This is a genomic window from Cytobacillus sp. OWB-43, from assembly GCF_034651445.1.
GTDB lineage: Bacteria > Bacillota > Bacilli > Bacillales > Cytobacillaceae > Cytobacillus > Cytobacillus kochii.
This window is the reverse complement of sequence record NZ_JAYEFF010000003.1, coordinates 190,297-203,312: the sequence shown is the minus strand read 5'-3', so window position 1 is coordinate 203,312 and position 13,016 is coordinate 190,297. Positions and strand designations below refer to the sequence as shown.

14 protein-coding genes are annotated in these 13,016 nt (G+C 36.0%); 5 read left to right on the top strand and 9 right to left on the bottom strand.

Annotated features, from left to right (window positions below):
* The first annotated feature begins 59 nt into the window (after positions 1–59).
* The gene (locus U9M49_RS13680; protein ID WP_095370258.1) at positions 60–494 is read left to right on the top strand and encodes an organic hydroperoxide resistance protein; all 435 of its coding nucleotides are present in this window, start codon (positions 60–62) and stop codon (positions 492–494) included.
* 37 nt (positions 495–531) lie between these two features.
* Here the strand turns inward: U9M49_RS13680 and U9M49_RS13675 are convergent, their stop codons facing one another.
* The 3 genes from U9M49_RS13675 to U9M49_RS13665 form a co-directional block, all read right to left on the bottom strand.
* Positions 532–1,977 carry an MDR family MFS transporter gene (locus tag U9M49_RS13675; RefSeq protein ID WP_095370259.1) on the bottom strand — a complete coding sequence of 482 codons (1,446 nt, stop codon included), beginning with the start codon at positions 1,975–1,977 and terminating at the stop codon, positions 532–534.
* Between the two features lie 366 nt (positions 1,978–2,343).
* Complete coding sequence (locus tag U9M49_RS13670; protein ID WP_251162892.1) at positions 2,344–3,183, bottom strand: YitT family protein; 840 nt, start codon at positions 3,181–3,183, stop codon at positions 2,344–2,346.
* A gap of 250 nt (positions 3,184–3,433) precedes the next feature.
* Positions 3,434–4,891, bottom strand: coding sequence for a SulP family inorganic anion transporter (locus tag U9M49_RS13665; RefSeq protein WP_322909980.1), 1,458 nt, complete (start codon positions 4,889–4,891; stop codon positions 3,434–3,436).
* Between the two features lie 189 nt (positions 4,892–5,080).
* Between U9M49_RS13665 and U9M49_RS13660 the strand changes: the two genes are divergently transcribed.
* On the top strand, positions 5,081–5,620 hold the full coding sequence (locus U9M49_RS13660) for a recombinase family protein (protein ID WP_095370261.1): 540 nt from the start codon (positions 5,081–5,083) through the stop codon (positions 5,618–5,620).
* A gap of 108 nt (positions 5,621–5,728) precedes the next feature.
* Positions 5,729–6,055 (top strand): hydrolase, encoded by a 327-nt coding sequence (locus U9M49_RS13655; protein WP_095370262.1) that lies wholly within the window; start codon positions 5,729–5,731, stop codon positions 6,053–6,055.
* 39 nt (positions 6,056–6,094) lie between these two features.
* Here U9M49_RS13655 and U9M49_RS13650 read toward each other — a convergent pair whose 3' ends face one another.
* From U9M49_RS13650 to U9M49_RS13640, 3 genes are read right to left on the bottom strand one after another with little or no spacing between them, the layout of a single operon-like run.
* Positions 6,095–7,174, bottom strand: coding sequence for an LLM class flavin-dependent oxidoreductase (locus tag U9M49_RS13650; protein ID WP_322909979.1), 1,080 nt, complete (start codon positions 7,172–7,174; stop codon positions 6,095–6,097).
* Positions 7,174–8,118 carry a ring-cleaving dioxygenase gene (locus U9M49_RS13645; RefSeq protein WP_095370264.1) on the bottom strand — a complete coding sequence of 315 codons (945 nt, stop codon included), beginning with the start codon at positions 8,116–8,118 and terminating at the stop codon, positions 7,174–7,176. Before U9M49_RS13645 ends, U9M49_RS13650 begins: the two co-directional genes overlap by 1 nt.
* A gap of 11 nt (positions 8,119–8,129) precedes the next feature.
* Positions 8,130–8,573: a MarR family winged helix-turn-helix transcriptional regulator gene (locus tag U9M49_RS13640; RefSeq protein ID WP_095370265.1), complete on the bottom strand. Its 444-nt coding sequence runs from the start codon at positions 8,571–8,573 to the stop codon at positions 8,130–8,132.
* 153 nt (positions 8,574–8,726) lie between these two features.
* Between U9M49_RS13640 and U9M49_RS13635 the strand changes: the two genes are divergently transcribed.
* Complete coding sequence (locus U9M49_RS13635; RefSeq protein WP_095370266.1) at positions 8,727–9,614, top strand: diacylglycerol/lipid kinase family protein; 888 nt, start codon at positions 8,727–8,729, stop codon at positions 9,612–9,614.
* A gap of 69 nt (positions 9,615–9,683) precedes the next feature.
* Here U9M49_RS13635 and U9M49_RS13630 read toward each other — a convergent pair whose 3' ends face one another.
* The gene (locus U9M49_RS13630) at positions 9,684–10,280 is read right to left on the bottom strand and encodes an isochorismatase family protein (protein ID WP_322909978.1); all 597 of its coding nucleotides are present in this window, start codon (positions 10,278–10,280) and stop codon (positions 9,684–9,686) included.
* 268 nt (positions 10,281–10,548) lie between these two features.
* Between U9M49_RS13630 and U9M49_RS13625 the strand changes: the two genes are divergently transcribed.
* Positions 10,549–10,710 carry a hypothetical protein gene (locus U9M49_RS13625; RefSeq protein ID WP_157733771.1) on the top strand — a complete coding sequence of 54 codons (162 nt, stop codon included), beginning with the start codon at positions 10,549–10,551 and terminating at the stop codon, positions 10,708–10,710.
* Between the two features lie 388 nt (positions 10,711–11,098).
* On the opposite strand, the gene U9M49_RS13620 is transcribed toward U9M49_RS13625, so the two are convergent.
* Positions 11,099–12,313, bottom strand: a complete 1,215-nt coding sequence (locus U9M49_RS13620; protein WP_095370268.1) for a Bcr/CflA family efflux MFS transporter — start codon at positions 12,311–12,313, stop codon at positions 11,099–11,101.
* Entirely contained in the window at positions 12,303–13,010 is a 708-nt protein-coding gene (locus U9M49_RS13615) for a YjjG family noncanonical pyrimidine nucleotidase (RefSeq protein WP_322909977.1), read from the bottom strand. The genes U9M49_RS13620 and U9M49_RS13615 overlap by 11 nt, the downstream gene beginning before the upstream one ends.
* Between the last annotated feature and the right edge of the window lie 6 nt (positions 13,011–13,016).

Below are 13,016 nucleotides of genomic sequence, written 5' to 3'. Positions count from 1 at the left end.
CTCATCAAAAAAAGGTTATATATATAGTACAATCTATTTCTAAAAAGGAGACGATCCAAATGGCTAAGAAATTATTTACAGCAACAGTTACAGTAAGTGGTGGTCGAGAAGGTACAGCGGTATCGGAGGATGGTAACTTTAATGTCGCAATAGCAATGCCAGGAACACCTAGAGCGAAAGAAATGCCCGAAGCGACAAATCCAGAACAATTATTCGCTGCAGGATATGCTGCTTGCTTTGAAAGTGCCCTGCAAGGTGTATCTAAAATGGATCGGACACCGATAGATACGGAAGTAATTGGCAATGTCAGTCTCTTTAAGGATGAAAAAGAAGGCTATAGCTTACAAGTGAAATTAAATATTAAAGCAAAAGGAACCGATCAAGCGACATTAGAAAAACTGGTTCATAAAGCGCATGAAACTTGTCCGTATTCTAAAGCTGTACGCAATAACATCGAAGTCATCTTAGAACCGCATGCAGTAGAACAATTATAGTAAATCAAAGTTAAAAAAACTCGCCAAATGGCGAGTTTTATTTTGTTTCATCCTCAACATATACTCTTTTTACAAAGAAAGATAAAACCAGTCCGATGATTGAAGCAATTAGCCCAAGATAAAACGCTGTTTGAACACCAGTTGTTAGTGCTTCAGCTGCGATAGCTGTATTTGCCATACCTTCTTTAGGTATATAGCTGGATTGGCCTGCTGCCATTAAACTAATAGCAACGGCAGTACCAATAGCACCAGCAATTTGCGATAGTGTATTCATAATAGCTGATCCATCTGGATAATGCCTTCTTGACAGCTGATTTAATCCATTCGTTTGAGCTGGCATCATAATCATCGCCACGCCGATTAACATCACCGTATGAAGGAAAATAATCAAAGCTGAACTCGTTTCCGTCGTTACTCTAGTAAATAAAAAGGTCATAATCGTTGTTAAAACGAAACCAGGTATAATTAAATACCTTGGACCAAACCGGTCAAAAAGTCGCCCTGTAACTGGAGACATTAAACCGTTAATTAAACCACCTGGTAGTAATACAAGACCTGCTGCTAGTGCAGTTAGTAATAATCCACCTTTTAAGTAGAGTGGTAATAGGATAGCAGACGATAAAATCATCATCATACATAAGAAAACCATAATGGTTCCTAAAGAAAACATTGGATGAGCGAAAACACGTAAATCGAGCATTGGCTCTGGACTACGTAACTGGCGGATAGAGAATAACAATAAACTAATTACACCAATTACAATTGGTAAGAGTACCAAAGGACTAACCCACGAACCATTTCCCTCTCCTGCACTACTAAACCCGTATACAACGCCACCAAAACCAATCGTCGATAATAACAATGAAACAAAATCAATTCGGGGCTTCGTAATGGTAGAAACATTTTGCATAAAAGCCATTCCAACAACTAAAGTAATGATTAATATAGGTAATGATAACCAAAATATAGAATGCCATCCCCATTGATCAATTAATAACCCTGAAATGGTCGGACCGATAGCAGGTGCACACATAATGACTAAGCCCATAAGTCCCATCACACTTCCACGCTTATTCGCAGGGAAAATAAGTAGGATCACATTCGTCATTAATGGTAATAGCAATGCTGTCCCTATCGCTTGGATCACACGACATATTAATAGCATAGGAAAACTGATTGATAACGCGCCAATCAATGTACCAATAATCGAGAATATAAGGGAAGCAGCGAATAATTGCCTCGTACTGAACCATTGAATAAGTAATCCCGAAACTGGTACTAAAACACCAAGTACTAATAAAAACCCTGTTGTCAGCCACTGAACCGCATGAGGTTCAATCTGATAGTCCACCATAATATTCGTAAAAGCCATGTTAAGTGCCGTTTCACTAAATAATCCAATAAAAGCAGCAATCATTAACACAATTGCAATCGGCAAAGGCTTGATCTCGACTTGTTGTAAATCATTTATCTTCTCTGTCATTTTCTTTCTCCTTCTATAATATCTCGAATAAAACACCATCCCTCCTATTCTACATGATTCACGCCGAATTTGCCTATCAGTTAGCTCATCTTTTCAATTTGCAAATATATGCCACTTTCGTCTCTATAGAAAAGTCAATTTCCTTTTAGTGTTCTAAATTACGGTTATATAAGACGGTTGCGCTAAGCTCTTCTGCTTTTTCAACAAGTTTGACTTCTTTAAGACACTTGAGGTAACTACGCTTCTCCTGAGAGCCGTAGTCTCTCCTTTTTTGAGAATCATATTCTAAATGGTTACACTCTAATACTCCAACATATTATAGACTTTCAACTTTCCAAAAGAAAAAGCCAGCTCATCGCCGACTTCTCATCCTTTTGACATATCTCCAAACCCCTCACCAAACACATCGCGTACATCATGTATGGCAACAAAGGCTGTGTGATCCGTTGCTAAAACAATTTTTTTCAATTTCATAATTTCTTGTTTACTAATGACAATATATAGTACTTCCTTTGCTTGCTTTGTATAATATCCTCTTCCGTTCATTACTGTTACTCCACGGTCGAGTTTTTGATTGATTTGTTGGGCAATCGTGTCTGACTCTTTTGATATAATTGTGACAGCCTTTTTAGGATTTAATCCTTCAATAATAAGCTCCATCACTTTTGTACCGACATATAACATAATAAGTGTAATCATTACTTTCTCTGCACCAATAATGAAATAAGAACTTAAGACAACAAGAATATCAAAAAATAATAAGCTATAACTAATACTCCATCCTAAAAACTTATTTGTCATCTTCGCAAGAATGGTTGTTCCAGCTGTAGTACCACCAACACGAATAATTAATCCGATACCAACTCCAGAGAATATTCCTCCAAAAATGGCATTAACTAATATCTCATTCGAATCAATGTTCCACCCTTCAGTTAAATGTAAGGAAAGAGAAAGCGAAATAACAGCAATAATCGTATATATAACGGTTTGTTTCGTTAAAAATTTATAACCTGCAATCAATAAAATGGCATTTAATATGAAACTCACTAATCCTGGAGACCATTCAAAAAGATAATAGAATATAATTGTCAATCCAGTAACTCCGCCCTCACTAAGTTCACTCGGGATGACAAACAGATTAATAGCTAATGCAAAAAGAAACGCACCAAAGACAATGACAATACTATCCCATATATATTTTTTCATGGCTTCTATCCTCCATCATTCAATTCGCTCTCTATTTGGGGCACCACTGCATTTTATCATGGGGTGATTAGTGACGACAATAGATTTTAGAAATAATGAATGAAAATCATTCATTAAAAAATAATTATGAATTATCTTTTAACTCAAAGATAAGGGAAAAAAACTTATCATTACTTTATACAATTAAAAAGTTGCGAGTGCCGAGCATCTCGCAACTTTTTTACACATCTTAAATGATGATATAGTTTACCTAACTCTTTTGTATCTCATGTTGACTGACAGCTAATCGCTTAACTATTTGTTCACTATCATCGTTTAAACCTCGAACTTTAACGGAATTTCCGTTTTCTTTGAGCTTCAAGATCGCTTTATCCAACGCACCAACACCTGAATCATCCCAAATATGAGCTTGAGTGAAATCAAATACAATCGTCTCTTTTTTTACGTCAAAATCTATTTTTTCTAAAAAAGCATCAACAGAGACAAAGAATATTTGGCCTTGAACCTGATAATTTGTTAAACAATTTGTGTGGTCGATTGTCTTTGTTATTTTTACCTTTGATATTTTCGCTGCGAAGCATATAGCACTTAATATGACACCTGCAATAACACCTTTAGATAAGTCATGTGTGTACACAACGATCCCGACTGTAACTAACATCACTAACGAATCAGATAATGGTGCCTTTCTCAAATAAGCAAAAGAAGACCAATCAAAGGTACCTATAGAGACCATAACCATAATACCTACTAACACAGGCATTGGAATTTGGACAACGACTCCTCCTAACACAAGGATTAAAAACATTAATACAAGTCCAGCTATAAGCGTTGATAGACGTCCTCGACCACCCGACTTCACATTGATAACGGATTGTCCAATCATTGCACAACCTGCCATTCCCCCAAAGAAACCCGTTACAAAGTTAGCAATCCCTTGCCCTCTTGCTTCTTTATTCTTATCTCCAACAGTATCAGTCATATCGTCAACAATTTGAGTAGTTAATAATGACTCAAGCAACCCAACAATTGCCAAAGCAACAGAAAAGGGGAGTATAATCATCAATGTTTCTAAATTAAATGGGACATTCGGTATGAAGAAGCTTGGTAATGTTTGTGAAATCGCTCCTAAATCCCCGACCGTTTTCATATCAGCTTGAAAAAAGATAGCGGCTGCTGAAAGGAAAACGATCGCAATGAGTGGAGCCGGTATGACCTTGATAAATCTTGGTACAATATAAATAATTAAAAGAGTAATAGCTAAAAAGATGAAAGTCATATAAGACTCTCCTAAAATATGGGGCACCTGAGCCATAAAAATGAGAATGGCAAGTGCATTAACAAACCCCATCATGACTGCTCTCGGGATAAATTTCATTACCTTAGCTATTTTAAATACACCGAATAAAAACTGAATGACTCCTGTTAAAATAGTTGCAGCAAGTAAATAATCCAAACCGTATTCTTTTACTAAAGGAACCATTAAGAGTGCCATTGCTCCAGTTGCTGCAGATATCATTCCGGGTCTCCCACCTGTAACAGAGATAATAATAGCAATACAAACAGATGCATATAACCCTACCATTGGATCAACACCAGCTATAATAGAAAAGGCGATTGCCTCTGGGATAAGTGCGAGTGCAACTACAATGCCTGATAAAATATCTCCTCTAATATTTGAAAACCACTGTTCTTTCCATGTGATCAATCCTAAACACCTCATTCACGTCTTTTTTTAGGCAATGAGAAGATTTTAACACAAAAAGTTTCATAAAGGAACGTTTTTGGGATTAATTATGTCATATCAAGAAATTTTCAGGTGATGTGATATGATATCTTTAATTACGTATGCAACTATTAGTTCTTATTCATTTTAAGAAGAAAAGGAGCAATGATTATGTTCGCGGGATATTTACGACCTCTACATGATTTAGATATAGATGAGCAATATACTTACTTAAAAGATTGCGATATATACTTTCAAGAAGCACATACCTCACCAAAAAGAAGAAATAAATTAAAGGATTTATTAAACCATTTGCAAAAAGGTGATACAGTGATTGTCGCTAGACTGAACGTATTGGCTGACTCCACTAATCATCTCGCAGAATTATTAAATGAGTTAGATGAGCGAAAAATCTTTTTCCAAGCAATACATGAAGAAATCGATACAAGTGATGAAACGGGTAAGCATTTCTTACCAATGTTAAATAAGCTTATTTCCTTTCAAAGTGACGTAATCAGTGAAAATACCAGAAGGGGATTAACAAAAGCAAAAGAAAATGGAAAATCGAGTGGTAGACCAAAAAAGCCTGATGAGAATGTTAAAAAAGCGATCGAAATGTATCAAACAAAAAATTTCACTTTATTAGAAATTAAAGAACAAACAGGGATCAGTAAATCTACATTATACCGATATTTAGAACAATTAAGTTAAAAACAACTGATTCAATGGCATACTAATAAAAATAGTTATTTAATAGTTTGTTTATCTACAAGTCCAACAGGGAATAACATGACTATCCGAGAAAAAGGAGAGGTTTAAATGGACGGTAATAGAGAAGCTTACTATATCAACCTTGAAAACGGTACAATACTTGACACAATGGATGGTCATGATTGGCAGTTTAGAGTATATGCAACAGGTGCTGAAATTGCTGAGCTAAACCGCTTTTTAGATGAGAACTATAATGCAGAGTTAAAAACCTTTGCTAGAGCTCAAGTTCCTTTTCTTGAGTATCATAAAAAATCGCCTAACCCTGAATATGATCAAATTTTGATGCGTCTTTATGAGATGATCTATCAATTAGGTGATCAAGAGGCAAAAAATCATATAAAAGAGATGAATATTATCGATACTGATAAGATATAAAAAGAAGCCACCTTCAATAGGGTGGCTTCTTTGCTTCTATTAACTTTCGGACGACTTTTCTTCTTCTCTTGTATACTTCTTCACTGCTGGAATAATGTCATTCCCAATAATCTCTATATTTTTCATTACATCAGCGAAAGGTACTCCACCAAAATCGATTTGTGCTAAAAACCTTTGCATCCCAAATAATTCATATTGATAGAGGATTTTCTCAATAATTTGCTGCTTACTCCCAACCATTAAAGCATCCCTTACATCCGGCGCTTGTGTGAATTGCTGAATAGGGTAACCCCCTCCACCTCTGATCGCTTGAAAGCCACCATTTAGATAAGGATACATTCCTTCAAGCGCTTCTCTAGTTGTATCTGCAACATAAAACAAACTCGTTGTTGCAATTGGATATTGGTTGGCTTGGAATCCATTCTCCTCTAACGTCTGGCGATAAGCATCTACCGATATTTTGAAATTATCTGCTGGACCACCTAATGTTGTTAATACCATTGGAATGCCCATTTTACCTGCTTTAACGGCACTAGCTGGTGGACCGCCAACACCTCTCCAAATAGGAAGTGAACCATTCAGAGGTCGTGGAAGCACTTCAGCATTATCTAATGGCGCACGGAATCTTCCCGACCATGTCACCCTTTCTTCCTCATTCAGTTGCTTTAATAAAGCCAACTTTTCCTCAAAGATATCTTCATAATGAGCCAAGTCTATACCCAATAATTGATAAGCTCCTACTCTAGAACCTCGACCCGCGACAATTTCAGCACGGCCACCTGAAAGCAAGTCAATTGTAGCAAAATCCTCATATACCCTAACAGGATCAGATACACTTAATACTGTTGCTGAACTTGATAATTTTATTTTTTTCGTTGCCTGGGCAATCGCACCAAGTACAACGGTATGTGCTTGAGTTGTAAAATAAGTTTGATGGCTCTCACCTAGGCCAAATACATCAATACCTGCTTCTTCAGCTAATTGACTTGCCTCAATGATTTCATTTAGTCTCTTTTGCGCGGATATTCGTTTGCCTGTTTTACCACTAGGAATGTGATCACCCAATGAGTACAAGCCGAACTCCAGACCATTCTCTTTATTTATCCGGTATTTTTCCATTATTCATTCTCCTCTATAGGTTTAAGCATCTTTTCTATTTCTTCTCGGCGTTCTTCGAGGAATGGCGGAAGATCTAAAGTTTCTCCTAAATGCACGAGATCGGTATCAATTGTGAACCCGGGACCATCTGTCGCAATTTCAAAAAGGATACCATTAGATTCTCTAAAGTATAGGCTTTTAAAATAATAGCGATCGATAATACCATTTGTTAAAAAACCTTTTTCTCTTACTTTACTTTCCCAATATTTCAGTTCCTCTTCGTCTTTTACTCGGATTGCTAAATGATGAACACTACCTCGTCCTGGTCTCTCATCTGGTCCATCTTTTTCAATCACCACAATTTCACCGAACGGTTCTCCTGCTAATGATTGATAGACCGTTAATTTTTCTTCTCGATAAGAAATAGAGTAGCCAAACATATTCACTAGCGTGTCCTGTAACTTCTCGGGTCTTCTCACTGTCATTTCAACTGGGCCCATGCCCATAATTTGATGCTCCTTAGGGATAAGTGATTGAGACCAACCTCTCCAAAATGACAGGCTTTGCTCAGAGACAATAAGCACTAATTGCAAGCCATCGGGATCTTCAAATGATAGACTGGGGCGTTGCGTATATTCTGTAATTTCTCCATGTTTTACTTTTAATTGCTTAAAACGTTCAGACCAAAACAGTAAACTCTCATAGGATGGAACAAGTAATCCAATGCGGGTAATACTATTTGTTCCTTTATGGGTTCTACCTGCCATCGGTATTTCAAAAAATGTTAATTCTGTGCCTGGACTTCCGATTTCATCTCCGAAAAACAGATGATACATAGAGGGATCATCCTGATTTACAGTCATTTTAACCCGTCTTAAACCAAGTATATTCTTATAAAAGTGATTATTTTTATTCGCATCCTTTGTAATCATCGATGTATGATGATGACCTGCAATGTACGTCATTTAATCCTCTCCTATATAATGGATTTTTTCTTCTGATCACTATTTTTTTGTAGTTTTGATAATAACTGATAAAGAATCTTCTGCTCATCCTGTGATAGTGATTCATCAAAAAAGGAGGTTTGAAAATGTAATTGAGCCTCATATGCAGCAGCTAGTTTTGTCTTCCCTTTTGCTGTAAGAGAAATTTTTTTTGTTTTCCATTTTACTTCTTTTATAATCAATCCCTCTTTTTCTAGTTTTGAAAGCATTCTAGATACCCCCCCTTGGCTTACGGTTAATTTATCAGCTAGCTCTTGTTGGGTAATGGGTTCGTAAGCTGCTACCTGTGTAAGAACATCAAATTGGGAAGCAGTTAATTGATATTTTTTTAAAAACTCATTAGATAATAAGTTACTTTGATGTGTAAATCTAGCTATCCTCATCCATAATAAAGACCCTAAAGTATGCTTTTTCATTTTTAAAGTCACCTCGTTATATTTATCACTTTACCACTCAAATGATTTATCTTCAAGTGAAATATCTCGAATTAATAATATATTTTTTTCTATTTCATGCTACATTTACAAATAAAACGGGAAGTATGTACATATGAAAGGGGGAATGTAGTTATGAATACTGTAGCGATTATTTTAAATCCTAATGCAGGGAACAAGAAATTAATGAATCAAATTGAAGAAATTGAAACAGAATTAAAAGAAACTTTTACAAATGTGAAAATATATCAAACAAAACAGGAGGGTGACGGCGCTAAATACGTGGAAAAACTTGCGTCTTCAGTGGATTTAATTATCGGCGCTGGCGGAGATGGAACAATCTTTGAACTAGTCAATGCATTAGCACCATTGCAAGAGAGACCAGCATTTGCTATCTTACCTGGAGGCACATGTAATGATTTTTCAAGAACCATTGGCATAAGTCAAGAACCAATATTAGCCGCTAAACAGATTAAAGAAAAAAAGATAAAACAAATAGATATCGGTACTTTTAATAATCAATACTTTTTGAACTTCTGGGGAATTGGCTTAATTTCAAAAGTATCAGAGCAAATGGATAATAATAGTAAAAAACTTGGTAAAATGTCTTACTATATTCAAGCGTCTAAGCTTATTTTTCAAAACGAAGTCTTCCATTTAAAAATTGAAAGTGATCATTGCACCTATGATGATGATGCTGTCATGGTGGTAATAGGAAATGGTTCTTATTTAGGCGGTATGCAATCCTTCTTTCCTCAAGCAAATATCCAAGATGGCTTACTTGATGTGTTAATTATTAAACAAGCCAGTATGCAAAATTTTTGGACCTGGTTCCAATCACAAGTAAAAGACGATTATCCAGATAAAAATAATGATGAAATCGTCTATTTCCGAACAAAATCATTAAAGATAGAAGCTCAACCAATTCAAAAAATTGATTGTGATGGAGAATTAATTGCCGAAACACCCACTTCAATTTCTATCTTACCTCAACATATGACAATGGTAGTCGGCGATGTTTGACTAGGAGAGTCTGCTCAACAAATATTTAGTAGGGCAGACTCTCTTGGCAACTCAGTAAGGATAAGTTTCTTATTTTAGTTGCTCTTGCTCAACTGCCCACTCCTTCCTGTATTCATTGTGAGGTGGGATAAAGACAGCTTCATGACTACCTCTTACGACTGAAAAATGATCAACATTATAGTGACCATGAAGGGTTTGATTATGGTGAGCAATTATTTTCTCAGCAGGTAAAACTGTTGAATCAATTGTCGAGTGTCCATCTTTAATTAAAGTAACATCAAAACCATTAACAGTTGCATATCGGACAGCTGTATCAATACAATATTCCGTTTGACATCCTGCAATAATTAGATGTTGAATATTCCTCTCTTTTAGGTAATTTAATAAACCAGTTTCGTAAAAAGCATTCGTCGCAAGTTTATTAAACATTTTTTTGGAAGATTTTTCAGGTACCTTAATTAAGTGATGTACTTGAAAGCCATCTCCACTCCCACCGCCTACATCTAGATCTCTTACAAATATAACGTCAATATCATTTTTCTCCGCTTGTTCAATTAATATATTTTTTTTAGTAATCAGCTGCTCTTTTTGATAGACGGGCGTTTGACCGTTTTCCCCCTCAATTAATGCTTCTTGTGCATCAATTATTAATAAAACTTGATTCACTTCACATCTTCCTCTCTATTATTACTTAAACTATACTCATTCCTGCTCTGATTGAAATACTCCTTCTTTACTTAAAGAAAAATTGAAAATTAAATGAAGTTCTCTTTCTTCACTATCAATCAGGAAATTTGCACTGTATCTAGGAAAAAAATATAGGTATAATAATAAAGGTGGCAATAATGTAATGTATATAATAGACTGCCGTGCATATAATAATAGAAAGAAGGGACAACCTCTATTATTTTTCTTTAAAAAGGAGTTTTCATATATGCTTGATTCAATAGAAAGACAATTGATGGAAAGAGAATTGCATTTTTTGCAAGATATGAAAAAACATATTACTAACCCCCAAGATCCAAGAATTCATATTATCGATGAACATATCTCTCTTTTGCAAGAAGTGATCGATACTGATCAAGTTGTCGATTAAATGTGGTGGTTTCCCAATGTCAAAAAAACTTTCTAGAATCCGTAGTCTTTAAAAAACTTGTCCTTTTATTGCTTGAGCGAGACATTTATTTGATCCATAGATGTTTCTATGACAAAGAAAACTTCTAATTTCCTATGCCCTAAACCTACTTAACTCCTCCATTACCTACCCACTTTATACCTTTTCGTAACTATTGATTAATCAATACAAGTTCAATCTGTGCAGATTTTCCATGACTTTTTAAATAGGTGCTCAAATTCTAATAAGAAGAGTTCCCCTCCATATTCTTCCTATCATTTGTCCATAAAGAAACTGCACCTCCATTTGTTAGATTCTAACAATTGAGATGCAGTCCAATTTGTTCAGATGAATGATTCATCCTATGCTTCTATACATTTATTTGTGTCTTTTCATCACGATTGGCAACAGTGAAGAAGAGGGTAAAACCAATAAAGGATGTAACGAACAAAATGGCTCCCATCGGTATAGCTGTTGATTCATTCAACCCTACTAATGGAGAAACCGTCGCTCCTACCACAAGAGGAAGCATTCCTAAAATGGCACTTGCACTGCCTGCACGATGTCCTTGGAATTCCATTGCTAATGTAAACGAACTTGTCAAAACCATTCCCATTGAGAGCATATAAATAAAGATTGGAATGACGATTAATGCAAGCGGTCCTTTTATAATCGTCATCAAAAGTAAGAATAATGTCGACGATGCAGCGACTGTGACCGCGATTTTTAACAATTTTTTCTCTGTCACTTTTCCACCTAAACGACCTACGATGGTGCTCCCGGTTATAATTGCAAGTCCATTTATGCCAAATAGAATACTAAATACTTGCGGTGAAACACCATAAATCCCTTGATAAACAAACGGTGTACCTGAGACATAAGCAAAACTTCCTCCATGAACAAATCCAACGATTAAAGCATAGCTAATAAAAGAACGGTCTGTACTCAACTCTGCCATTGTCCGAAACGTGGATTTCAAAGAGCTTGGTCTACGCTTCTCTACAGGTAAGGATTCCTTAAGTTTTAAAAATACAATTAAGAAAATGATTAAACCTATGATTCCTAAGCTTATAAATATCCAATGCCAACTCGCAGAAGGAAAAAGCAAAATGCCTCCCCCTGCAATGGGAGCGACTAACGGAGCAACCGCATTAATGACCATCAATAGCGCAAAAAATTTCGTTAGTTCTCTTCCACTAAATGTGTCTCTAACAACCGCTCTCGATAAGACAACTCCCGCAGAGGCAGTAGCTCCTTGCAAAAATCTTGCAATAACAAGGGTTGTAATATTAGGGGCAACTGCACATAAAAAAGAGGCACCAGCAAAAAGTAGAATAGAAATTAAAAGTGGTTTTCTCCTTCCTTTTGCGTCACTAATCGGTCCAATCACCAATTGTCCAAAAGCCAAACCAATTAAACAAGCCGTTAAACTCAATTGGACCATAGAAGCCGATGTCTCTAAGTCCGAAGCAATACTCGGAAAGCTTGGTAAATACATATCTATATTTAATGGTCCTAATGTCGCTAGCATCCCTAAAAGTAATGCTAGTATCAATCGTTCTTTACCCTTTGGATTATGAGTCAATGAACTCCCTCCTTTCTAATATAGGTAAGAGCTCGACTAACTTATTGATTTCATAAGTGGGTGTAATGTCTGTGTCATTAGCTACTTTTGCAACATTCATCCAACAAGCATCCATTCCAGCAGCAAGACCACCTTTTATATCAGCTACTAAAGAATCACCAATAATGAGTGCTTTTCCACAATTAAACTGATCTATACGCTGGAAACAATAATCGAAGTATGCTTTCATAGGCTTATGAAAACCAGTTTCTTCTGAGATAAAGATATTTTTAAAATAAGGAAACAACCCGGAATCACGTAACCTGCGATTTTGCGTTTGCGCTACACCATTCGTCATAATAAAAAGTTCATATTGTGTCGATAGTTGTTGAATAAGCGAAAGCGCTCCATCTAATTGTTCATGTCCTTCGGATAAGAAATTGCGGTAACTCCGTTCCATTGTTAAGCCGTCTACTTGCTTTCCATGAAGTCGGAAGAACTCGGTAAATCTCGTGTTTAAAAGTTCCTCTTTGCCAATCTCTCCCCGTTCATGCGCATGCCATAACCCTTTATTAAAGCGGTGATAATCCCCTTTTATGTCATCAGTTAATACGATATTTTCTTGTTCAAACAAACGCTCTAATGCCCTTTTTTCCGTATGTCTAAAATCTAATAATGTGTCGTCCACATCAAAAAATAAATATTGATACTTTTTCATATATAG